The sequence below is a fragment of the Mycolicibacterium agri genome, assembly GCF_002553505.1.
Lineage (GTDB): Bacteria > Actinomycetota > Actinomycetes > Mycobacteriales > Mycobacteriaceae > Mycobacterium > Mycobacterium agri.
In genome coordinates this window covers 1-21,636 of the sequence record NZ_PDCP01000031.1, presented here as the reverse complement: position 1 = coordinate 21,636, position 21,636 = coordinate 1, and the positions used below count along the sequence as shown (strand labels likewise).

The window sequence follows — 21,636 nt, the reverse complement described above, 5'->3', positions numbered from 1 at the left end:
CTAATGGACGCGTTTCTGGTCGATGTATGCCGCGATGACATCGGTCAGGGCGCGCAACTCGCGATTGACGTCGACGGGCCCCGGTACCGCCATCTTCGCAACCATCGCGCCCATCAGCGTGGTCCAGATGAGGTCGCCGATGACGTCGGCGTGCTCCGGTTCCAGACCGTCGGCCACGTAGCGGCCCAGTCGGGTGAGGGTGGCGAACAACTCGAGGAGATGCCGTTGATCACCGTCGGCCCGACCGGCGCGTGTGGCGATCAGAATCTCAAGCGCAGCAATCGATGTCGGGCTCAGGAACGCATCCGCAACCGCGTTGACGACGAGTTCGGCCCTGGCGCGTCCCGACGTGGCGCCCAGTTCGGCCTCCATGCCGTTGAGCGTTTCAAGCAGTTGGCCGAAGCCCTCGTCGACGACCGCCATCAGCAGGCCGCCGCGGTCGCCGAAGTGGTACTGGATCACTCCCCATGTCACCCCTGCGCGCTCGGTGATGTGTTTGGCGCTTGCGGCGCCGAACCCCTCCTCCAGCACACACCGCACCGTCTCGTCGATCACCATCGCACGGGTGCGGTCCGCACGCAGTTGTTTGCCGTTGACCGGGCGACGCGGCGAGATGTTGGTGGCCATGATCGAAGTCCGATTCTACGGGCCACGAAACGCCGGTAAGACAAACCGACGAACCATTTCCCGCTCGGTGGCGGTGTTACCAACCGGCCAGTAGAGCATCGACAGCACGACACGGATAATCCATTGCGCCGCTTCGGAATCATCGTCGGTCAAACCGTTGATGTCAGTGGCAAACTCAGCAACTGTCGGGGACTCGGTGAGCCAGGACATCCCTTGGGCGCCAGGCAGCGAATTGACCATCAGCTGGCCGAGCGGATCCGAGCGGATCAGGTCGAGAGCAACGGTGATGGCGGTCGCGATGCGGTCAGCGCCGCCGAGGCCCTCGACCTCCGCGCGCACCGCTTCGACGATACGGGCGGCGGCGCGGGCGACGACGGCGTCGCGGATCTGGGCCTTACCGCCTGCATGTCGGTAGATGGTGGCGCGTGAGCAGTGCACCGCGGCGGCCAACGCGTCGATGTCGAGAGAGCCGTCCCGAGCGATCAGTTCCGTTGCCGCGGCATAGATGCGTTCGGCGGCCGCGGCGCGACGGTCACCGCCGACGAGCCAATCCGGGCGAGCCACGGACGCAATCTTCTCATCTTGAGACAGATTCAACGAATCTTCTCACCGTTTTGCCTGGTTGCCTCCGCGAGATGAGACAACGCCCGATTCCTCGTTCTACCTGCGCCTTTCACGTTTCGCCCAGGTCATTGACCCTGGCCGGCGGCGGCGTCAACCTTGGGGAATGCCCGTACCCGAAGGCCGGCTCGGCATCGAGTTGTTCGATGACGAATTCATCCAGGATCCGTATCTGCTGTACGACCGGATGCGAACCGACTCGCCGATTCACCGGATCGGCGATGCGGGCTTCTATGCGGTGTGCACCTGGGATGCGGTCAACGAGGCGATCGCGCGGCCGCAGGACTTCTCGTCGAACCTGACGGCCACGATGACGTATCAGGACGGTCAGGTGCGCGCGTTTCCGGTGGGTGAGCTCGGCGCGGACATCCAAGCGTTGGCGACCGCCGACGACCCGGCCCACGCCATCCATCGAAAGTTGTTGCTGCCGCACCTATCCGCACGCCGTATCAACGAGCTCGAACGCTTCGTCGGTGCAACCGCAGACCGGCTCTGGAACGACGGTGTCGACGACGCTGGCTGTATCGAGTGGATGTCGGCGATGGCCAATCGGCTCCCGATGATGATCGTCATGCGGCTTATCGGAGTGCCCGACGTAGACAGCGAGCAGCTGGTGCAGTGGGGTTATGCGAGCACGCAGGTGGTGGAGGGGTTGGTCGACGCCGATCAACTCGAGTCCGCCGGTGTTGCGATCATGCAGCTGTCCGGCTACATCATCGAGCACCTGCAGCGCGCCGCCGCGAAACCGCGCAACGACCTCATCAGCACGCTGGCAACCGCATGTGCCGCAGGAGAATTGGCTCAGATCACCGCTCTGAACATGATGATCACGCTGTTCAGTGCGGGTGGCGAGTCAACCGCATCGCTGATCGGCACGGCCGCGCAGATCTTGGCGAGGCGGCCCGACGTCCAACAGCGGCTGCGCTCCGACCCCGAACTGCTCGGCCCGTTCCTCGAAGAAGCGCTGCGCTATGAACCGCCGTTCCGCGGGCACTATCGCCATGTGGTGAACGACACCGAGCTGTGCGGTGTCGAGCTGGCCGCGGGCTCCCGTCTCGTGCTGCTGTGGGGAGCGGCGAATCGCGATCCACGACATTTCGTCGAGCCCAACGAGTTTCGGCTGGACCGGCCGCAGGGCAAGGGGCACATCAGCTTCGGCAAGGGCGCCCACTTCTGCGTCGGCGCCGCGTTGGCCCGCCTCGAGGCCAGGATCGTCATCGGCGAGCTGTTGAAACGCACGTCGCACATCGAGGCCGCGGCAATCGGACGATGGCTGCCCAGCCTGCTGGTGCGCCGGCTGGAGCGGCTGCAGCTCGCCCTGACGTGAGATCGCCTACAGCTTGAACCGGCCCGCGAACCCGCGCAACGGCAGGTCCGCGCTCGTCAGGATGCCGGGCGGGGCGGCCACCACCGACCGAATCGACGCCAACGCGGGCATCCCGGTGACCGTCATGCCGATCGACGCGAAATTCGCCGGATCCGACAGGTCGACGCCCGGCTTCGGGAAGATCATGTGCTTGTTGTAGATGCATGGGTCGCCCTTGATCTGAGTGATGTAGCAGCCCTTGATATCCCAGCTCGGATCGGTGTGCGGGGTCATCTGCCACTCCAGATGCGTCTCCACCCTGGGCACACCGTCGACCATGCCCTGGTACTTGATGTAATTACCGCCCAGCGAGCCCTTGGGCAGCCGATACCAGCCCAGGTCGACATCCTTGGTGCACGCGCCGAGCTCGTAGCTGAACTTGACCTCGTCGAGCTCGAGGTCGAAGCAGTCGGCCATCATCAGCACGCTGTCGGCGAAGACGCGGGTGTACTTCTCCAGCTTGCGCGGGATCTCGGGATCATCGACGGGCAGGCCGTAGCCCACCTCGATCCAGGTATCCTTGCTGTGATGGCATGACACATCGACGGATTCGATGGTCGTGACGTTCTCGATGTCGGCGACGTCGGCCGAACACGCCACGCCGAGTATCTGGTTCAGGCCGGGGTTCATGCCGGTGCCGTAGAAGGTCGAGCCACCCCTGACGCACGCCTCGGCCAGCAACTGCGACACCGGCTTGCCCGACGGATGCGGATGGTTGGTGTCGCGGTGCCAGCCGGTGATCCAGTCGGCAGTGGTGACGATATTAATCCCGGACTCAAGGACTTTCACGTACAGGTCCTCGTCGGGAAAGACGCCGTGGAAGGTCAGCACGTCCGGCTTCGCCGCGATGATCTCCTCGACGGTGCCGGTCGCCTTCACCCCGTTGGGCGCCAGGCCCGCCAGTTCACCGGCATCCTTGCCGACCTTGTCCGGCGAATAGCAGTGCACCCCGATCAACTCCAGGTCCGGCTGGGTGGCAATCCGCTTGATCATCTCGCGCCCGACGTTGCCCGTCGCCACCTGAAACACGCGAATCGGCTTGCCTGTTGCGCTCATTCGGCTCGACCTCTCTGTGCATAGACCTCGGCGGCGCTCCCGCCGATTCCGTCTGGATAGAACTGCTTGGCCCAATTACGGATCGCGGTGAAACCCTGCTGTTCGGCGCCGGCCAGCGCCGGTGGGTCGGAGTAGCGCTGGTGGCTCCAGATGTGGATGTCCTGGGTGAACTGCCGGATGATCTCGTCGCCGAACTCCTGCGCCTTGGCTTCGGCCCTGGCCGAGTCGTCGCCTGGCCTGCGTCCGATGTACACCATGAAGCGGACGTCGGAGGTGCGGTCGTCCACGGGCGTGATCGCCGAGATCGTGCGGTTGTCGACCATCCCCCAGCTCTTCGTCACCGCGATACCCAGACCACCGTTGATGGCTTCCACACCGCTTCTCACGTCGTCGATCGTCTGGTCCTCGTCGCCTTCGAAGGTGATTGTGAAATCGACGTACGAGATCGGTTGGTCGAAGTCGTGTCGGGTGAAGACCGGAACGATCGGTGTCTGGTGAACGAACTTGAAATGCGCGAAGTCAACGCCGTTTTCGAGTACGTACTGCGGATGCAGCTCCAGGCTTTCCCGGTACAGCCTCATCTGCGGGTAGTAGTCGGCGGCGCTGCTGCCGTCACCGAAGCTGGCGAACACGTCGGGTGCGTCGAAATACGGTGCGCGGCCGTCGACGTCGTGCCAGATGTAGATCGACTCGTTGCGCTCCACGACCGGGAAGGTGCGGATGCGCCTGCCGCGGTTTGGGCGATCCTGATACGGGATGCAGACGTTGCGACCGTCGTGGTTCCACTGCCACCCGTGAAACGGGCACTGCAGAACCTCACCCACCACATGCCCGCCGTAGCCCAGGTGTGCTCCGAGGTGTTCGCAGTAGGCGTCCATCACGGTCAGCCGCCCCGACTGCGCGCGCCACGCGACCAGTTCACGGTCGAAGTACTTCATCCGGTGTACGTCGCCGACCTTGACCTCGTCAGACCATGCGACCTGAAACCATCCGGTCGGCTTCATCGACAGCGGCGGCTTGGCCATGACCAGAAATCATAGAGCATTCAATGTAAACGTCGGAACCCCAAACCGGGCGTTTCGATCCGCGCGCATCCCGGGTAGAAACGGGAGGGGGTGATGGCAGGGGGTGTTGGCATGACGAATGCGGCGCGATGGACCGCTGTCGTGTTCATCACCTCGCTGATCTTCGCCCTCACCGCCTGTTCAACCGGGGAAAGAGTGGACCTCGGTGGCGACACTTCGGGACGCCTGGTGGCGGCGATCGGCGGTGAACCCGACCAACTCGACCCCAACAAGACCAGCGCGTACTTCTCCTTCGAGGTCCTCGAAAACGTCTACGACACCCTCGTCGAGCCGGATGCGAACCTCGAGATGCGCCCGGCGCTGGCCGAATCGTGGGATGTCAGCCCCGATCAACGCACGTGGACGTTTCACCTGCGCCCCAATGTGACATTTCACGACGGCAAACCGTTCACCGCCGACGACGTCGTCTACACCTACCGTCGCATCATCGATGAGGAGTTGACCAACGCCGACAAGCTCAGCGCCGTCACCGACGTCCGCGCGACCAACCCGACCACCGTCGTCCTGCAGCTCAAGCAGCCCACGCCGAATCTGCTCACCAACCTGGGCGGCTTCAAGGGCATGGCGATCGTGCAACGCGAGAACGTCGAAAGCGGCCAGATCGCCGCTCACCCGATCGGCACCGGGCCGTTCTCCTTCGAGAACCAGAAAAGCGGCGACTCGATCTCCTTGAAGGCCAACCCCAACTACTGGGGCGGTGTGCCGAAGGTGGCGGGCGTCGTCTTCCGCTTCATCCCCGAGAAATCCACCGCGCTCTCAGCGTTGCAGGCCGGTGAGATCGATTGGACCGACTCGGTTCCCACCCAGCGCGTCAACCAACTCAAGGACGACGACTCGCTTCACCTGGCCGTCACGCCGAGCAACGACTACTGGTATCTCGCCCTCAACGAGGCCCGACCGCCGTGGAACGACGTCCGCGTACGGCAGGCCATCGCCTACGGCATCGACCGCGACGCCATCGTCGCCGCCACCAGCTACGGCACCGCGGCGGCCAACCAGCTCGCGATCCCGCAGGGCAATCCCTGGTACACCGACTACCACAGATACGACTACGACATCGACCGGGCCAAGCAGCTGTTGCAGGAGGCCAACGCGTCGCCGCAGAAGATCGACATGCTGGTCACCAACGAGTATCCCGAAACCGTCACCGCCGCCCAGATCATCGCCGATAACCTTGCGCCGCTTGGCATCACCGTCGATATCCGCACCGTCGACTTTGCCACCTGGCTCGACGAGCAGAACACCGGCCACTTCGACATGCTGATGATGGGCTGGCTCGGCAACATCGACCCCGACGACTTCTACTACGCCCAGCACCACACCGACGGCAGCAGCAACGCGCAGAAGTACTCGAACCCGGAGGTGGACCGGCTGCTCGACGCCGGCCGAGTGGAGACCGACCCGCAGGCCCGCGCGGACATCTACCGCAGGGCAGCGACGATCATCGCCGACGAATGCAGCTACATCTTCCTGTACAACCCGTCGGTCATCCAGGCGTGGTCGCCGAACGTGACCGGCTATGATGCTCGGCGCGACAAGGCGATTCGGTTCCGCACCACCGCCGTCAACGAAGGCGGCGCGCCGTGACGCGCATCCTCACCAGCCCCGTGTTGCGCTTTCTGGTGCGTCGCCTGCTGTATTCGCTCATCGTGATGGTCGGTGTGCTCATCGTCGTGTTCGCCCTTGTGCACCTGGTTCCCGGCGATCCCGTGCGCATCGCGCTGGGCACCCGTTACACGCCGGAGGCCTACGAGGCGTTGCGCGCGGCGAGCGGATTGGATCGTCCCCTCTACGAACAGTTCTTCGGCTACGCCGGCTCGGCCCTCACCGGCGATCTGGGAGTGAGCTTCCGCAACGGCGATCCCGTCACGGTCACACTGCTGGAGCGGCTGCCCGCCACGGTGTCCCTCGGCGTCGTCGGCATCATCATCGCCCTGCTCATCGCGCTGCCCGCGGGAGTGTGGTCGGCGCTGCACGAGGGCCGCATCAGCGACGCGATCGTGCGCGTGACAAGCCAATTCGGCGTGTCGATCCCCGACTTCTGGATGGGGATCCTGCTGATCGCGTTCTTCGCCTCGACCCTGCACTGGCTGCCGACGTCGGGGTACCGGCCGCTGTTCGACGACCCGGCCGGCTGGCTGCGCCACATCATCCTGCCCGGCCTCACCGTGGGGCTCGTCGCGGGCGCGATCATGACACGCTACATCCGCTCGGCCGTATTGGACGTCGCGGCAATGGGATACGTGCGCACCGCGCGGTCCAAAGGGCTCCCACCGCGGGTGGTGACCATGCGGCACACGGTGCGCAACGCCGCGATCCCGGTATTGACCATCACCGGCATCCAGCTGGCCACCATCCTCAGTGGCGTCATTGTCGTCGAGGTGGTGTTCGCCTGGCCCGGATTGGGCCGACTCGTGTACAACGCCGTCGCGGCCCGTGACTATCCGATCATCCAGGGCGCGGTGCTGCTGATCGCAGCGCTGTTCTTGCTGATCAACCTTCTCGTGGACCTGTTGTATGCGGTCGTCGACCCGAGGATTCGGTTGTCATGACCACACAGGAACAGTCGAGGGTGTCGTCGCTGCGGTTGCTGGCGGGCAATCCGGTGACGGTGGGCAGCGCGATCGTGCTCGCCGTCGTGTTAGTGATCGCGGTGACCGCGCAGTGGATCGTGCCGTTCGGCACCAACGACGTCGACGTGCCGAACGCGTTGCGCCCGCCCAGCGGCGAGCATTGGTTCGGCACAGACGAACTCGGCCGCGACGTGCTGTCGCGGGTGTTGGTCGCCGTGCAGGCATCGATGCGGGTCGCCGTGGTGAGTGTGGCGTTCGCGGTTGTCGTCGGCGTGACGATCGGTGTGGTCGCCGGTTACCGCGGCGGCTGGCTGGACACCGTGGTGATGCGGATGGTCGACGTGATGTTCGCGTTTCCGGTGCTGCTTCTCGCGCTGGCGGTGGTCGCAATACTGGGTCCAGGTGTCACGACGACGATTCTGGCGATCGGAATCGTCTACACCCCGATCTTCGCCCGCGTGGCACGCGCCAGCACGCTCAGCGTGAGAGTGGAGCCCTTCGTTCAGGCGTCGCGCACCATGGGCACCGGGCACCTTTTCACGCTCGGCCGCCATATTCTGCCGAACATCGCTGGGCCGCTGATCGTTCAGACATCGCTGTCGCTGGCGTTCGCGATCCTGTCGGAGGCGGCGCTGTCGTTCCTCGGTTTGGGCATTCAGCCGCCGCAGCCCTCGTTGGGGCGGATGATCTTCGACTCGCAGGGCTTCGTCACGCTCGCGTGGTGGATGGCGGTGTTCCCGGGGGCCGCCATCGTCGTCATCGTGCTGGCGCTCAATCTGCTCGGCGACGGGTTGCGCGACGTGTTGGATCCCAAGCAGCGCACGATGATCGAAGCTCGGAGGCGCAGTGGCTGACCCGGTATTGAGCGTGCGCGACCTGCGAGTGCGGATCGGGCGACGAGAGATCGTGCGGGGCGTCTCGTTCGATGTCGAACGGGATGCGACGCTGGGCATCGTCGGCGAATCGGGTTCGGGCAAGTCGATGACGGTGTTGGCGGCGACCGGCCTGCTGGACGCACCCGGCGCGGTCGTCACCGGCACCAGCACGTTGGGCGGTGCATCGGATGCCGTATCGACACAGCTCGTCGGCGCCTCCCCCAGAACGCTGCGCGAAGTGCACGGGGGCCGCATCGGATTCGTCTTCCAGGACCCGGGAACGTCGCTGAACCCGCTGCTGACCGTCGAACGGCAGATCACCGAATCGCTTGAGGCCCACCGCAACATGACACGGAGGCAGGCCACCGACCGCGCGCTCGAGCTCATCGAGGCGGTCGGACTGCCCGATCCGCAGACCCGGCTGAACTCCTACCCTCATCAGCTGTCGGGCGGCCAACGCCAGCGGGTGATGATCGCGATCGCGTTGGCGTGCGACCCCGAGCTGCTGATCGCCGACGAGCCGACGACCGCGCTGGACGTGACGACGCAGGCGCAGATCATCGAGTTGGTGCGCGAGTTGCAGCGTGATTTCGGCACCGCTGTGGTGTGGATCAGCCACGACCTCGGCGTCATCGGTCAAGTGGCCGACGATGTCACGGTGCTGCAGGACGGCCAGGCCGTCGAGCAGGCGCCGATCCTCGATGTGTTCGACCGACCCCAGCAGCCCTACACGCGAGAACTGCTGGAGTCGCGTCCGCTCGTCGGCGACCAGGGCCCGCCGCCCGTGGATTCCGATGCCCCGGTGCTGCTGCGTGTCGACGGGCTCGATGTGCGGTTCGCCGTGAGCACCCCGGTGGGTCGCTCGACCGTGCACGCGGTGAAGGACTTGACATTTCAGATCCGACGCGGCTCGACGCTCGGATTGGTCGGCGAGTCCGGATCGGGCAAGTCGACCGTCGCGGGCGCCCTCACCGGGTTGGTCGAGCCGCACGCGGGCAGCGCCTCGTTGGACGGCAGCGACGTGTTCGGTGTGCGCGGTGCCGCCGCGAAGGCGCTGCGCAGACGCATCAGCCTGGTCTTCCAGGACCCGTACTCGTCGTTGAACCCGCGGATGCGTGCGGGAGCCGCGATCGAAGAGCCGCTGCGGGTGCATCGGCTCGCCAACGGAAAGCACGGGCGTCGCAAGCGCGTCGAAGAACTGCTCGAACTCGTCGGTCTGCCGGGCGGATTCGCGTCGCGTTATCCGCACGAGCTCTCCGGTGGGCAGCGGCAGCGGGTGAGCATCGCCCGCGCGCTCGCCGGCGAACCCGACCTGCTCATCCTCGATGAGTCGACGGCGTCGCTCGATGTCTCGGTGCAGGCGCGTGTGCTGGACTTGCTTGCCGATCTGCAGCGCGAGCTGCACCTGGCGTATCTGTTCATCGGCCACGACCTCGCGGTCATCCAACGGATGAGCCACGATGTACTCGTCATGCGTGACGGCGCCGCCGTCGAATATCGACCCGCCGCAGAGTTGTTCGATTCTCCCGAGCAGGATTACACGCGCGAGTTGCTCGCCGCGGTGCCGCCTTCGCGTCCGCGCGCCGCCGTGTCCGGTGACTGATCGCGGCTGGCTGCCAACGCCCATCGAATGGTGCCGACGACGGCATTGCCCGCCATTTTGATGACGGTGGCTTCCACCGGCGGCATATAGGGCAACCACAGCGGGGCACGCGCCCACGGCGGCAGCAACGACACCGACGTCGCCGCCAGCACACCGTATGGCGCTCGCGCGTACAGCGGCAGCGGCGGCGTCAACAACAGGAACCGGGCGGCGTCGCGAGCCTCCGCCGTGCCGCGCATTTCCGGTCGGTAGTCGTTGATCCGTTGCCGCAGTTGCGCTTCGGTGCGAGGCGGATTCTCGACACCCAACGCCTCGGCGACTCGGGCGGTGTCGGCCACGTACCCGTCGCGGCCGTCCTGGTCGAGCGGCGCAGCGCCGTAGCGTTGATGCGCCAGCAGAAAGCTGTCGACTTCCGCGATGTGCACCCACTCCAGCAGATGCGGATCCGACGCCCGATACGGCCTACCGTCGGGAGCGATGCCGTGGACGCGGCGATGAATCCCGCGCACCTTGTCGACCGCACGCTGCGCATCCTGCGCCGTGCCGAACGTCGTCACCGCGAGGAAGGTGCTGGTGCGCTGCAGCCTGCCCCACGGATCGCCGCGGTAGTCGGAGTGCTGGGCGACGCCCGCCATCGCCAGCGGATGCAGCGATTGCAGCAGCAGCGCCCGCAGACCCCCGACGAACATCGATGCGTCGGCATGCACCCGGCGGATCGGGCGATCCTCGGCGAACCACCGCGGCCCGGGCGTGTGGTGGATGCGGGCCCTGTTGTCGTGGCCGTCGGGCCCGGCGACCAGGCCGAACAGCGCCCGGCCCAGCCCGGCCCGCACCGGACCCAGATCACTCAACAGGCTCATACCACCGACGGTACCGCCATGCGTTGCTGTGCTTGGATGATCAGATGACTGCGGGCGACGGCGCGTCATCCGGTCTCGACCAGGCGACAGAGGATTTCATCGCCGTTCGTGGCCGTCTGTTCGGCATCGCCTACCGCATGCTCGGCAGCCGCACCGAGGCCGAGGACATCGTGCAAGACGCCTGGCTGCGCTGGCAGAACTACAATCGCAGCACGGTCGCCGACCCTGCGGCGTTCCTCGCGACGACCACCACGCGGTTGTGCATCAACGCGCTGCAGTCGGCGCGCGCGCGGCACGAAACCTACATCGGCCCATGGCTTCCCGAGCCGATCGACACCAGCTCCGATCCGCAACTGGGCGCCGAACGCGGCGAGGCGCTCGAGTTGGTCACGCTCATGCTTCTCGAGCGGCTGCCCGCCACCGAGCGGGCCGCCTACGTGCTGCGCGAGGCGTTCGACTACCCCTACGCTCAGATCGGCGACGTCCTGCAGGTCAAAGCGGACAACGCGCGCCAGCTGGTGTCGCGCGCCCGCAAGCACATCGCCGCCGAGCGTCGCGCTCCGGTGGATTCGGCTGAGCAGAAGAGGCTGCTGGAGGCGCTCGTGGCGGCCGCGCAGCAGGGCGATCTGCAGCGGCTGGAGGCGCTGCTGGCCGAGGACGTCGTCAGCTACACCGACGGCAACGGAATGCGCGGCGCTTCCCGCGTACCCGTGCGCGGGAAGACGGTGGTGGCCAAGTTCCTCAAGGCGTTCTCCCCCACGTTCTGGACCGATACCTCGGTCGACTGGATTCAGGCCAACGGTCAGGACTGCATGGTGATCTCCCGCGCGGGCGAGGTCATCGCCCTGCTGGCTGCCAGCACTTCTGCCGACGGCATCGACCGGTTGCTGTGGGTGTTGGCGCCCGAGAAGTTGAGCCGGCTGTCCACCCCGCTGTAGCTGGCACGTGACGCAGATCTCGCCTGCCACCGTCACAAGCGCACATCGCGTCCGGTCATAGCTGATGAACCGACGGCGACGACGCCGCGGACCGACCGGAAGGCTCATCATGCAAACCCGTTCCCGACATCCGTCGAATGTCAGGGCGATCGGCATGTTGTTGGCATCGATCGTGATCACGGCCGCACTGGCGGCGGCCACGCTCATCGACGCGCTGGCAACCGCTTCGGCCGCTTCGCCCGAATGCACATCACTTGTCCACCCTCTGGGCTTCGCGACCGAGTTCGTCGACCCCAGCTGCTAAAACGAGGAGCACTCAATGGAATTGGCGAATCAGACCGCGTTGGTCACCGGCGGCACGGCGGGCATCGGCCTGGCCGCGGCCCGTCTGCTGGCACGCGAGGGCGCGTCGGTCATCATCACAGGCCGAGACACGTTGCGCGGCGAGCAGGCCGCCGCAGGCATCGACGGCGATGTGCGGTTCATCCGCGCCGACCTCGCCGATCTCGAGTCGGTCGCTGACCTGGTGCGTGAGGCGGGCGACGTCGACATCGTCGTCAACAACGCCGCCAGCTTCCCGTCCGCCCTGACGGTCGACCAGAATATCGCGGCGTTCGAGGCGATCTTCGACACCAATGTGCGCGGCGCGTATTACCTTGTGGCGCAACTAGTGCCGGGCATGTTGGCACGTGGCCGCGGAAGCATCGTCAACGTCACCTCGCTGGTCGCGGCCAAGGGAGTGCCGAGCGCATCCGGATACAGCGCCTCCAAGGCGGCACTCGAATCACTCACCCGCACATGGGCTGTCGAATTCGGTGCCGACGGTGTGCGGGTGAATTCGGTGGCGCCAGGACCAACGCGCACCGAGGGCGTCGTCGCCGAATGGGGCGAGACGAACGAAGAGCTGGGGCGGTCACTACCGCTGGGCCGCACTGCATCTCCGGAGGAGATCGCCGAGGCGGTGCTGTTCCTGGCCTCTCCGCGCGCCAGCTTCGTCACGGGCTCGACGCTGCACGTCGACGGCGGCGGAATCGCGGTGTGATGCGCTGTAGTCAGACGACCTCGAGCACGGCGCCGATGGCGAGGCCGAGCACCAGCAGAGCGCCGGCCTGACGCACGTGCAGCCAGGCCAGTGCGGCGTACCACAGCGGCCACACCGGATAGTCCGGCGGCGGCTCGTCAGGCGGTGGGCGGCGGAACCGCGGCCACACCTTCCACAGCCGCGGAATGGCGAGAACGACGATGAGCGCGGGCCACGGCATGGCGCCGAGCGCGACGGCCACGGCGACGAGGATGTAGAAGCCGACCATCATCGCCAGCGTCGCGGCGCGGGCGCGGCGGTCGCCGAGAATCACTGGTAGCGTGTGGATTCCGAGAGGCGCGTCGAACGGGATCTTGTCGATGTGCTTGCCCATCAACACCGTGGTGCACAACAAGCCGTACGGCAGGGACGCCAGCACGATGTCCCAGCCGACGGTGCCGACGGCGGAGTAGTAGGTGCCGCAGACCATCAACGGTCCCCAGACGACAAACACATCGGGCTCGCCGAGGCCGTGCTTCTTCAGCCGCAGCGGCGGCGCGGTGTAGGCGACGCTGAGGACGAAGCCGGCCAGCGCGAAGGCCAGCACCGGCCAGCCGCGCGCCGCCGTGAGGACCAGGAGGATCGCGAGGTCGGCAAGGTTGACCAGAAGGATCGACACCAGCAGCGTCTTACGGCTGACCAGACCGGACAACACGGGATGCGGCGCGTACAGGGCGCGCGGGTAGGTGGTGCTGTCGGTGCCGACCTGGGTGTCGAACAGGTCGTTCATCAGGTTGTTGGCGACGTGCGCGAGCGTGATCCCGATCAGCGCCAACACCAGCCAGCGCCAGTCCAGGCCGGGCTCGCCGACCGCCAGCAGCGCAGCCACCAGACCGGAGACCAGCGTCATCGGCAATACCGCCGCCCGCGTCACCACCAGCCAGCGGGTGACGAGGTCGACCGGTCCGTCGGGCGGCGGGTTGGTGGTGCGCAGGGCGTAGGTCCAAGACGAGAGCCGCGAACGGGATTTGACGTCGGACATTGGTCAGGCCAGATCCATGACGACGAAGATCGGGCCCGTGATGATCGGCGACGGGCTGCCGCACGCCGGGCCGTCGGAGGTGCTGACGATGTTGCCCTGCAGCGTGTCGGCGTTCAGCGTGAACTCCGACCAGCCGGGGGCCGCTGTGCCGTTCTTGCAATTGACCGCGTCCGGCCGATGGACCTTGGCGACCCATTGACCGTCGCTCAGGCGGGCATCCCACTTCAGGGCGTTGTCGCCGATGATCTGCGCGCAGCCGGATCCGCACGAGCGGACGGTCCACGCGGTCGGCGCGTTGCCCGCCGCCATACCCGGCGCGGTCGCGCCGCTTGTCACGACGTTGTACATGCCGGGCAAGAGCTCCTCGGCCGACGCAGGGCCGGCGAAGCCGACCGCCCCTGCTGCCATTGCCCCGACCGAAGCGGCCACTGCTGCTGACTTGTACATACGTCTCCCCTGCGTCTTACCGAACCCCTTTCCGGATCGTATTGCTTGGTACCCGACCAACGGGCCCTCTCTCCCGATTTATACGCGATCTACAGATTTCAGCGATGTGATTTCATTTGCTATCCAAATTGGTGTATTGAGTTGATCAGGGTACTTTGCTGATTCTGCATTAATTCGGCAAATATCGAGTAAGTTCTGGTTCGGGTCGGGGCTGGGGTCGTCGCGCTCGACGGTCTCGTCGCCGGCCACGCCACAAATCAAACGCCATGGCAGTGGTCCTCGGTGACGCTGCCGCATGAGAAAGCAAGTCCGATGAAGAAACTCATCGTTGCCGCCGCAGTCCTGGCGGCCATCACACTGGCGCCGCCGGCCCAGGCCGACCAGTTCGACCCCTACATCCCGAACCCGCCGATCTGGTGTCCGGGCAACGGGCCGGGCCTTTCCGGCTCGGGCTACGGCGGGTACTGCGAGGGCAAGACGTTCCCCGACGGCACACGGCTGAACGTCTTCCGCCTCGGCATGTTCTGGCAGCCGATCCGCTGCATCATCCCCGACGGCAGCATGAATCCGCCGCTGGCTCCGCCCGGCGGCTGCGGAGGTCTGCTGGGCTAAACCGGCCTTTTGGCGTCGCGGGGTTGCGCTCGTTTTTCGCGCTCAGGGTCCGTGAATCGCCGCCAGCAACGACCGCCCTTGCAAAAACCAGACGATCGGCAGTGGCGGACAGGGTTTGCGTCGCGGGGCTTTACTCGGTCTTGACCGTCTGTTGAATCGGCCCACCGACGATGTCGACGTGGTTACGCTTCGAGCCGTGGAGCTGGGGGTTTTTGGCCCTCTCCAGGTCCGGAAGGACGGCGCGGCGGTCGCCGTCCCGGGCGCGAAACCGCGCGCGATCCTCACGATGCTCGGTTTGCACGGCGGCTCGGCGGTTTCGGCGGACCTACTGCTTGAGCTGCTCTGGGGCAACGACCCGCCGCGCACCGCGGCCAAGGCCCTGCAGACCCACATCTCGTCGTTGCGTCGTGCGCTCGGCGACGGCGTGGTGCTGACGGCGGGCGCCGGCTGGACACTGGCGGGCGCCGACGTCGACGCGTCCTGCTACAAGACCGCCGCGCAGAGGGGCCGCGCCGCCGTGGCTGAAGGCAACACCAACCAAGCCGTCGCCCACTTCGAAGAGGCGCTGCGGCTGTGGCGCGGTGTCCCCGAACTGCCGGACGGTCAACGCGGGCTCTCCGAGAAGACGCGGTGGATCGAGGCCCATGCCGCGCTGGTGGAGGACCGCGCCGACGCGCTGTTGGCGACCGGTCGCGCCGCGGAGATCATCGGCGAGCTGGAAGCAGCGATCGCCGACGCGCCGCTGCGCGAAAGGCGTTGGGGCCAGCTGATGCTCGCGCTCTATCGAGCCGGCAGGCAGGGTGAGGCGCTCGGCGCGTATCAGCGGGCCCGCTCGCTGTTGGCCGATCAGCTGGGCGTGGACCCGGGCCCGGAGCTGCGACGGCTCGAAGCCGCCATCGTGTCCCAGGACCCGGCATTGGATATGCCTGTTGCACAACGTGTCTCGACGACCACCCGCGCCGTCACCTTCCTTCTCACCGACATCGAAGGATCGACGGCTGCATGGGAAGCCGACGCCGACGCGATGGCCCTCGCCCTGGCACGCCACGACGAACTCGTCGAGCACGTCGTGACGTCGCGTGGCGGGCGGCTGATCAAGACGCGCGGTGAAGGCGACGCGACCTTTTCGGTATTCGACCGGCCCTCGGCCGCCGCTGCGGCGGCGATCGAGCTGCAGGACGCGATAGCACACGAGCCGTGGACGCTGACTGAGCCGGTAGTTCTCGAAGTCGGTCGCGACAACAAGATTTCGACGATCTTCATGCTGGACACAGACGACGTCGAGGCCGCGTTCAAGGAACTCGAGACGCGTTATATCGCCGGCGAAGCGGCAGCACATTCACAGATGTGGACCGTTGTGCTGCAGGCAGAGGAGGCATTGGTTGGGCGGCGGCCCCTGTCACCGACAACGCCGGACTGGGTCAACGCCGACCATCGTCGTGGGATCGGCTTCGCCCCGGGAGATCTGACACCGTACGTACGGGTGACGCGCGATCAGAACGAAGGCAGCGCATATATCGAAGCGGTGCACAGGCTCAACGACTGCGGGGCGGTTTTCACCAACGTAATCAAGGCCACCGCCCCTGAAGCCTTCGACGCGGAGTGGCGATTCATCGAGCTCATGCAGGCGAAGGGCGAACTCATCAGTCGCGTCGAGGTTTTCGACGAGGAAGACCTCGACTCCGCGCTCGCGAAATTCGACGAGCTTCAAGCGCAGAACGCTTGAGCCGTCAAGATCAACCGCCCGGTCCGGCCCCGCCGATCATCGCTGAGCCGGGATGCGCCTCCTGCCAGGCGGTCATCGCCGCGTCCCACTGCGTGCCGTCGAGAGCCGTCAACGACGCCGGGAACAGTCCGTCTTCCTCCTTGGCGATGTGCGCATACAGATCGAAGACCGCCTGACGCACGCTGTCCTGATCGCGAGGCACGTCGAGATCCACCGAGTCGAGCAGCGCGGCCAGCTCGCGATGCTCACGCACCAGCGGCGCGATGTGCTCGGCGAACAAATCGTCGGAAGCCATCACCGCGAAGAGCCCGTTCTCCTCGCCGCGCCAGTGCGACCGCAACTCGTTGTCCATCGCGGCCAGACACTCGCGGGCGCGATCACGCTCGCCGCTGTCCAACGCGCGCACCGCCGCACCGCCGTAATTCAGCACCCGTTCGTGCTCGGCGATGTAGTCACGCAGCAACGGCATATCCCGGCACCCGCAGTATTGACACACGGCAGAACTCCCCGCGAACTCGAAACGCCGCCTTCCAGACTAGGCCGGGCGTCGCTTTTGCATAAAGGGTCGTGAAGAATCGCGACGACGACACTCACGGCAGAAGCCAAGCCCGCGGCAACAGCTACGACGGCCGGTGTCCGCTTCCGGGCACGAAGCGGCCCGTGCGCTCGTCGCGCGGCTTGCCCTCTTCGGCGATCAGCTGGCCGCGCAGGTAGGTCTGCACCACCCTGCCAGTCACCGTGCGGCCGTCGAACGGCGTCCAGCCCGCCTTGGAGAGCACATCGGCGTTGCGCAAGGTCCGGGTGGCGGCAGGATCGACGACGATCAGGTCGGCGTCCGCGCCCGGCGCCAGCCGTCCCTTGCGTGGCCACAAACCGTATGTGCGGGCGGGCACTTCGCTGTACACCCGGGTGATGTCCTCATACGACAGGTGGCCGCGGGCCACGGCGTCGAGCAGCACCGACATCGTGCTGTCCAGGCCCGGAAGCCCGAAGTGCACCTCCCAGATGCTGCCCACGTTCTTCTGCTCCAGCGTGGACGGCGCGTGGTCGCTGGACATGTGGGTGAGCACGCCGCTGCGCAGCAACCGCCACAGCGCGGCTTCGTCATCGTCGGTTCGCGACCGCGCCGGTGGAGTGAACTTGCGCAACGCGCCGTGCTCATGCACCTCGTCCTCGCGCAGCAGGAAGTACTGCGGGCAACCCTCGGCCCACAACGTCGCGCCTCGACGCCGTTCGGCGGCAATGTAATCGGCGACTTCATCGTTGCTGACGTGCGCGACGGCCGCCCGCGCCCCGGTCCGGCGCACCAGCAACGCGGCGACCGCTGCGGCCACCAGTTCGGCGTCGCGGTTGCGCCACTCAGGCACGATTGCCGGGTCGTCGCGGCCTTGTGCGCGCAAGACCTTCTCGGCCGCCTCGGTGAGTGACTCGTCCTCGCAGTGCATCAAACTCATGGCGCCGGCCAGCGCCGACGCCTGCAGGTGGGCGTGCAACGCTGCGGCATCATGTCCGGGCACTCCGTGGGTGGTGCAGGTGAACACCTTGAAGAACGCGACTCCGGCCGACCACAACTCGCCGACGACCGACTCCTGACCCGGCCACGCGTGCGCGGCCAGACCGAAATCCACGTTGGACCGATCGGCCAAATACTGCGTCTTGTCGACGAGATCGGACACCGTCCGCACGGGACGACCATGCGAATGCTCGATGATTGTCGTGACCCCGGACGCCGCCGCCGCGCTGGTGCCGGTCGGAAAGTCCTCGCGCGTGGGATCTCCTGGATCCATCAGGTGCACATGGGTATCAACGCCGCCCGGCATCACCAGCAGGTTCGACGCGTCGACGACTCGGCCGGCGGCGGGACGCTCCTGGGTGATGGCGGCGATGCGGCCGTCGCGCACCGCGACATTGGCCCGCCGCCGCCCGGACGGGGTGACGACGGTTCCGCCGGCGATGAGCAGGTCTACCTCACTCACGGTTCGCTCCTTTTAGGAGTAGCGCAGGTCTTCATCCGTCCCGAACCAATCGAATGGGGTGTCCGAGGCGTTGATGATCAGACTCTGCTGTCGGGTGTAGGAGCGGAAGGCCTCGAGGCCGTTTTCGGATCCGATTCCGCTGTCCTTGAAGCCGCCCCACGGCGAAGCGGGATCGATGCGGTGGTGGTCGTTGATCCACACGATGCCGATATCGAGGCGACGGCTCACGCGAACCGCCCGGCCGACGTTCTGCGTCCACACCGACGCGGCCAGACCGAACGGTGAATCGTTGGCCATCATCACCGCGTCGTCTTCACCGTCGAACGGCGCGATCACCGACACCGGCCCGAACACTTCCTCGGACCACAGGTCGTGGTCGCGCCGGATATCACCGACGATCGTGGGCTCGTAGAACCACCCGTTCGCATACTGCGCACCCTCCGGGATCCGGCCTCCTGCCAGCACGGTAGCCCCCTGCTCGCGGGCGCGGTCGACGGCGGCGGCGGTCTTGTCCCGCTGAGCCTGCGACACCAACGGACCCACCTGGGTTTGCAGATCCATCGGATCGCCCAGCCTCAGTTGCCGGGTACGCGTCACCAACACCTCTTGGAACCGGTCGTAGATGTTGCGCGACACCAGGATTCGCGCACCCTGCACACAGGTCTGGCCCGTGGCGATGAACGCGGCGAACAGCGCACCCGCTACGGCGGTGTCGATGTCGACGTCATCGAACACGATGACCGGCGCCTTACCGCCGAGTTCGGCGGTCACCGGGATCAACGACCTGCCCGCGGCCGCCGCGATGACGCGGCCCGTTTCGGTTCCGCCCGTGACGTCCAGTTTGGCCAGACCCGGGTGTTCGGTCAGCGCCTTGCCGGTGCTGCGGCCCAATCCCGGCACGAAGTTCACCACGCCGGGCGGCACACCGGCCTCCTCCAGCAGCGCGACGAGCTGCCCGGGCACAGCGGGGCCGAGTTCACTTGGCTTGATAATCAGGGAGTTTCCCGCCGCCAGTGCGGCGGACACCTTCTTCATCGTGATCAGCAGCGGGTGGTTCCACGGCGTGATCAACCCGACGACGCCGAGCGGCACCCGCCGTACCACGTTCAGGTGCTCGGGGCCGAACTCCGGGCAGGAGCCTTCGGCGGTCTGGGCCACCGCGGCGAAGTACTCCAGCCACTCCGGCAACCGCTTGAGCTGTGCCCGCATCTCCCGCAGCGTGCGCCCAATCTGCAGGGATTCCAGTCGCGCGTATTCGTCGACGCGTTCGGCCAGCAGCACCGCCGCGCGGTTGAGGATGCGGGCCCGCTCCCGCGGCGGCATCGCCCGCCAACGCCCGTCGTCGAACGCCGCGCGGCCCGCCAGCACCGCCCCGTTCACGTCCTCTTCGGTGCCGTTGGCCACCGTGTAGAGATGCTCCCCCGTCGCGGGGTTGTGCACCGCGAACTCGCCGCCGTCGCTGGCGGGCTGATCCTTGCCGTCGACGTGCAGCAGAAGTTGGTCAGCCACGCTGCGTGCCTCCTGTCAGGGCGAACAACCGATCAGCGTTGCCTGACGCGATCGCCTGCAGTTCGTCGTCGGAGCCGGTGAATCCGGCGAGCTGTTCGGCGAACGTGCCGCCCGCCATGTCGAAGGGGACGTCGGTGCCGAACATCACCCGGTCGCAGCCGACCTGCTCGATGAGCCAGCTGGTCGAGTTCGTGCTGTGGGTGAGCGAATCGTAGTGAAACCGCCGCAGGTACTCGCTCGGCGCGTGGGCCGGCTGCTTGGCCTCAGGACGGACGCGGTATCCGTGGTCGAGTCGGCCAACCTGATACGGCAGGTGCCCGCCGCCGTGCACCAGCACGAGGTCGAGATCGGGAAGCGCATCCATCGTTCCGGAGAAGATCAACCGCGACGCGCTCACCGCGGTCTGCCACGGATTGCCTTGCAGATTGGTCAGATAGAAGTCATCCAGCCCCGGCGACGACCCGACATAGTACGGGTGCAGCACCAGCGGAACACCGAGCTCGGCAGCGGCGCGCAGAACCGGACGCAGTGACTCGTCGTCGAGTGGCGTGCCGTCGATGTGCGGCCCGATCTGCGCGCCCTTCAACTGGAGTTCGCCGACGCTGCGCCGCAATTCGGCGACCGCCGCGGCGGGGTCCTGCATGGGCAGCGTCGCCAGACCGGCGAAGCGGTTCGGCGCCGCCGCGACCATATCGGCGATGGCGTCGTTGATGGTGCGGGCCGCCGCGGCTGCTCCGTCGACGCCGGTCCAATACAGAAACAGCGGTGGCGCGACGGACAGCAGCGCTAAATCGGTTCCGTCCGCGTCCATTTGGGCCAGCCGGGCCGACACGTCGTGGAACGCGTCCAGCAGTGGATAACGATAGCCCTGCCGGTGAACGACCCACGATGTGGCGTCGGTGTCGTCGACTGTGATGCCATCGGGCGCCGAGCCGGACCGCATGGCGGATACCAGCGCAGGCGGGATGACGTGCGCGTGGACATCGACAACTCTCACAGCGCGTCCAACACCTCCTTGACCGTCGCGGTCCAGCCGAACGCCTGCCGGATCACCGCCAGCGCCGGATCGTGCAGCGATGGGTCCATGGTGTCCACGCAGTCCTCGACGACGATCGGACGATAATCCCTGGAGTTGGCCGCGACGGTCGTCGCCAGCACACAACTGTTGGTGTTGACGCCGGTGAGCAGCAAGGTCTCGACGCCTCGGGACCGTAGCACGTGATCGAGTTCGGTGGCGACGAAGGCATCGTACCGCTTCTTGTTGTAGACGACGATGTCGTATCCGGGGTCGAGTAGTTGCGGCATGACTTGCAGCCCAGGACTTTCCGGCAACTGATGCTTGAGCACGTTGGCGCGGGTGGCGCTCGTCCCGGCCACGCGTGCCCACCACGGGTTCGATGCGATCTCGGAGACGTCGTGGTAGCTCGTCACGACGTGGACGACCGGGATGCCACGAGTGCGTGCCCCCGCGAGCAGGTTCGCGTTCGCCTCGGTGACCCGGGCCGCCGCGTCCGCGGCCAGCGGCATGGTGGCCACTGCGGGGTCCAGGTGTCCGCGGTGCAGATCGATGGTGACGACGGCGGGCCGCCCCTCTGCCACCTGTGCGGTCGTCATCAGCGGTTCCTTACCTTTCTTGAAGGGTGTTTGGGGTCGTCGGCCTTAGGCTTCGAATCACCCAGGGATGTCGGGTATGGCTTTC

22 protein-coding genes are annotated in these 21,636 nt (G+C 66.4%); 10 read left to right on the top strand and 12 right to left on the bottom strand.

The annotated features are described in order from the left end of the window. Window positions 1-627, bottom strand: a complete 627-nt coding sequence (locus CQY20_RS17725; protein ID WP_097941396.1) for a TetR/AcrR family transcriptional regulator — start codon at window positions 625-627, stop codon at window positions 1-3. A 15-nt stretch (window positions 628-642) separates the two neighbouring features. Continuing rightward, complete coding sequence (locus tag CQY20_RS17720; RefSeq protein ID WP_097941395.1) at window positions 643-1,191, bottom strand: TetR/AcrR family transcriptional regulator; 549 nt, start codon at window positions 1,189-1,191, stop codon at window positions 643-645. Between the two features lie 163 nt (window positions 1,192-1,354). Here CQY20_RS17720 and CQY20_RS17715 point away from each other — a divergent pair, with 163 nt between their 5' ends. Next, window positions 1,355-2,575 (top strand): cytochrome P450, encoded by a 1,221-nt coding sequence (locus CQY20_RS17715; RefSeq protein WP_097941394.1) that lies wholly within the window; start codon window positions 1,355-1,357, stop codon window positions 2,573-2,575. 6 nt (window positions 2,576-2,581) lie between these two features. On the opposite strand, the gene CQY20_RS17710 is transcribed toward CQY20_RS17715, so the two are convergent. Together CQY20_RS17710 and CQY20_RS17705 are read right to left on the bottom strand one after the other, a co-directional pair. Beyond that, the gene (locus tag CQY20_RS17710) at window positions 2,582-3,670 is read right to left on the bottom strand and encodes an NAD(P)H-dependent amine dehydrogenase family protein (RefSeq protein WP_097941393.1); all 1,089 of its coding nucleotides are present in this window, start codon (window positions 3,668-3,670) and stop codon (window positions 2,582-2,584) included. Beyond that, window positions 3,667-4,695 (bottom strand): Rieske 2Fe-2S domain-containing protein, encoded by a 1,029-nt coding sequence (locus CQY20_RS17705; RefSeq protein ID WP_097941392.1) that lies wholly within the window; start codon window positions 4,693-4,695, stop codon window positions 3,667-3,669. Before CQY20_RS17705 ends, CQY20_RS17710 begins: the two co-directional genes overlap by 4 nt. Before the next feature lie 111 nt (window positions 4,696-4,806). On the opposite strand from CQY20_RS17705, the gene CQY20_RS17700 reads away from it, so the two are divergent. From CQY20_RS17700 to CQY20_RS17685, 4 genes are read left to right on the top strand one after another with little or no spacing between them, the layout of a single operon-like run. Beyond that, the gene (locus CQY20_RS17700) at window positions 4,807-6,342 is read left to right on the top strand and encodes an ABC transporter substrate-binding protein (RefSeq protein WP_097941391.1); all 1,536 of its coding nucleotides are present in this window, start codon (window positions 4,807-4,809) and stop codon (window positions 6,340-6,342) included. Then, window positions 6,339-7,307, top strand: a complete 969-nt coding sequence (locus CQY20_RS17695; protein WP_097941390.1) for an ABC transporter permease — start codon at window positions 6,339-6,341, stop codon at window positions 7,305-7,307. Before CQY20_RS17700 ends, CQY20_RS17695 begins: the two co-directional genes overlap by 4 nt. Then, window positions 7,304-8,182 (top strand): ABC transporter permease, encoded by an 879-nt coding sequence (locus tag CQY20_RS17690; RefSeq protein ID WP_097941389.1) that lies wholly within the window; start codon window positions 7,304-7,306, stop codon window positions 8,180-8,182. The genes CQY20_RS17695 and CQY20_RS17690 overlap by 4 nt, the downstream gene beginning before the upstream one ends. Further along, complete coding sequence (locus tag CQY20_RS17685; RefSeq protein WP_097941388.1) at window positions 8,175-9,806, top strand: ABC transporter ATP-binding protein; 1,632 nt, start codon at window positions 8,175-8,177, stop codon at window positions 9,804-9,806. Before CQY20_RS17690 ends, CQY20_RS17685 begins: the two co-directional genes overlap by 8 nt. Here the strand turns inward: CQY20_RS17685 and CQY20_RS17680 are convergent. Continuing rightward, window positions 9,740-10,666, bottom strand: a complete 927-nt coding sequence (locus tag CQY20_RS17680) for an oxygenase MpaB family protein (RefSeq protein ID WP_097941387.1) — start codon at window positions 10,664-10,666, stop codon at window positions 9,740-9,742. The two genes, CQY20_RS17685 and CQY20_RS17680, sit on opposite strands and share 67 nt — an antisense overlap. Before the next feature lie 44 nt (window positions 10,667-10,710). Here CQY20_RS17680 and CQY20_RS17675 point away from each other — a divergent pair, with 44 nt between their 5' ends. The 3 genes from CQY20_RS17675 to CQY20_RS17670 all read left to right on the top strand — a co-directional run bounded on the left by CQY20_RS17675 (window position 10,711) and on the right by CQY20_RS17670 (window position 12,646). Then, window positions 10,711-11,604: an RNA polymerase sigma-70 factor gene (locus CQY20_RS17675; RefSeq protein ID WP_097941386.1), complete on the top strand. Its 894-nt coding sequence runs from the start codon at window positions 10,711-10,713 to the stop codon at window positions 11,602-11,604. Between the two features lie 109 nt (window positions 11,605-11,713). Continuing rightward, window positions 11,714-11,908 carry a hypothetical protein gene (locus CQY20_RS34515; RefSeq protein ID WP_133119081.1) on the top strand — a complete coding sequence of 65 codons (195 nt, stop codon included), beginning with the start codon at window positions 11,714-11,716 and terminating at the stop codon, window positions 11,906-11,908. 15 nt (window positions 11,909-11,923) lie between these two features. Further along, the gene (locus CQY20_RS17670) at window positions 11,924-12,646 is read left to right on the top strand and encodes an SDR family NAD(P)-dependent oxidoreductase (RefSeq protein WP_097941385.1); all 723 of its coding nucleotides are present in this window, start codon (window positions 11,924-11,926) and stop codon (window positions 12,644-12,646) included. 10 nt (window positions 12,647-12,656) lie between these two features. Here the strand turns inward: CQY20_RS17670 and CQY20_RS17665 are convergent, their stop codons facing one another. Both CQY20_RS17665 and CQY20_RS17660 read right to left on the bottom strand, forming a co-directional pair. Next, complete coding sequence (locus tag CQY20_RS17665; protein WP_097941384.1) at window positions 12,657-13,667, bottom strand: prenyltransferase; 1,011 nt, start codon at window positions 13,665-13,667, stop codon at window positions 12,657-12,659. 3 nt (window positions 13,668-13,670) lie between these two features. Next, on the bottom strand, window positions 13,671-14,075 hold the full coding sequence (locus CQY20_RS17660) for a hypothetical protein (protein WP_097941383.1): 405 nt from the start codon (window positions 14,073-14,075) through the stop codon (window positions 13,671-13,673). 351 nt (window positions 14,076-14,426) lie between these two features. On the opposite strand from CQY20_RS17660, the gene CQY20_RS17655 reads away from it, so the two are divergent. Then, entirely contained in the window at window positions 14,427-14,726 is a 300-nt protein-coding gene (locus CQY20_RS17655; RefSeq protein ID WP_097941430.1) for a hypothetical protein, read from the top strand. A 196-nt stretch (window positions 14,727-14,922) separates the two neighbouring features. Continuing rightward, a complete protein-coding gene (locus tag CQY20_RS17650; RefSeq protein WP_443093920.1) occupies window positions 14,923-16,452 on the top strand; it encodes an AfsR/SARP family transcriptional regulator in 1,530 nt (509 codons plus the stop codon). A 10-nt stretch (window positions 16,453-16,462) separates the two neighbouring features. On the opposite strand, the gene CQY20_RS17645 is transcribed toward CQY20_RS17650, so the two are convergent. The 5 genes from CQY20_RS17645 to CQY20_RS17625 form a co-directional block, all read right to left on the bottom strand. Continuing rightward, entirely contained in the window at window positions 16,463-16,921 is a 459-nt protein-coding gene (locus CQY20_RS17645) for a hemerythrin domain-containing protein (protein ID WP_097941382.1), read from the bottom strand. Between the two features lie 151 nt (window positions 16,922-17,072). Continuing rightward, window positions 17,073-18,428 carry a dihydroorotase gene (locus tag CQY20_RS17640; RefSeq protein ID WP_097941381.1) on the bottom strand — a complete coding sequence of 452 codons (1,356 nt, stop codon included), beginning with the start codon at window positions 18,426-18,428 and terminating at the stop codon, window positions 17,073-17,075. A gap of 12 nt (window positions 18,429-18,440) precedes the next feature. Further along, entirely contained in the window at window positions 18,441-19,937 is a 1,497-nt protein-coding gene (locus CQY20_RS17635) for an aldehyde dehydrogenase (protein ID WP_097941380.1), read from the bottom strand. Continuing rightward, on the bottom strand, window positions 19,930-20,934 hold the full coding sequence (locus CQY20_RS17630; RefSeq protein ID WP_133119080.1) for an amidohydrolase family protein: 1,005 nt from the start codon (window positions 20,932-20,934) through the stop codon (window positions 19,930-19,932). The genes CQY20_RS17635 and CQY20_RS17630 overlap by 8 nt, the downstream gene beginning before the upstream one ends. Further along, window positions 20,931-21,551, bottom strand: a complete 621-nt coding sequence (locus CQY20_RS17625; protein WP_097941378.1) for a cysteine hydrolase family protein — start codon at window positions 21,549-21,551, stop codon at window positions 20,931-20,933. The genes CQY20_RS17630 and CQY20_RS17625 overlap by 4 nt, the downstream gene beginning before the upstream one ends. Window positions 21,552-21,636 lie beyond the last annotated feature (85 nt).

Coding starts and splice junctions, on each gene's coding strand:
- CQY20_RS17645 (WP_097941382.1), bottom strand. CDS start 16,921: ATGCCGTTGCTGCGTGACTACATCGCCGAGCACGAACGGGTGCTGAAT.
- CQY20_RS17680 (WP_097941387.1), bottom strand. CDS start 10,666: ATGAGCCTGTTGAGTGATCTGGGTCCGGTGCGGGCCGGGCTGGGCCGG.
- CQY20_RS17655 (WP_097941430.1), top strand. CDS start 14,427: ATGAAGAAACTCATCGTTGCCGCCGCAGTCCTGGCGGCCATCACACTG.
- CQY20_RS34515 (WP_133119081.1), top strand. CDS start 11,714: ATGCAAACCCGTTCCCGACATCCGTCGAATGTCAGGGCGATCGGCATG.
- CQY20_RS17675 (WP_097941386.1), top strand. CDS start 10,711: ATGACTGCGGGCGACGGCGCGTCATCCGGTCTCGACCAGGCGACAGAG.
- CQY20_RS17725 (WP_097941396.1), bottom strand. CDS start 627: ATGGCCACCAACATCTCGCCGCGTCGCCCGGTCAACGGCAAACAACTG.
- CQY20_RS17660 (WP_097941383.1), bottom strand. CDS start 14,075: ATGGCAGCAGGGGCGGTCGGCTTCGCCGGCCCTGCGTCGGCCGAGGAG.
- CQY20_RS17700 (WP_097941391.1), top strand. CDS start 4,807: ATGACGAATGCGGCGCGATGGACCGCTGTCGTGTTCATCACCTCGCTG.
- CQY20_RS17710 (WP_097941393.1), bottom strand. CDS start 3,670: ATGAGCGCAACAGGCAAGCCGATTCGCGTGTTTCAGGTGGCGACGGGC.
- CQY20_RS17705 (WP_097941392.1), bottom strand. CDS start 4,695: ATGGCCAAGCCGCCGCTGTCGATGAAGCCGACCGGATGGTTTCAGGTC.
- CQY20_RS17715 (WP_097941394.1), top strand. CDS start 1,355: ATGCCCGTACCCGAAGGCCGGCTCGGCATCGAGTTGTTCGATGACGAA.
- CQY20_RS17625 (WP_097941378.1), bottom strand. CDS start 21,551: ATGACGACCGCACAGGTGGCAGAGGGGCGGCCCGCCGTCGTCACCATC.
- CQY20_RS17690 (WP_097941389.1), top strand. CDS start 7,304: ATGACCACACAGGAACAGTCGAGGGTGTCGTCGCTGCGGTTGCTGGCG.
- CQY20_RS17665 (WP_097941384.1), bottom strand. CDS start 13,667: ATGTCCGACGTCAAATCCCGTTCGCGGCTCTCGTCTTGGACCTACGCC.
- CQY20_RS17670 (WP_097941385.1), top strand. CDS start 11,924: ATGGAATTGGCGAATCAGACCGCGTTGGTCACCGGCGGCACGGCGGGC.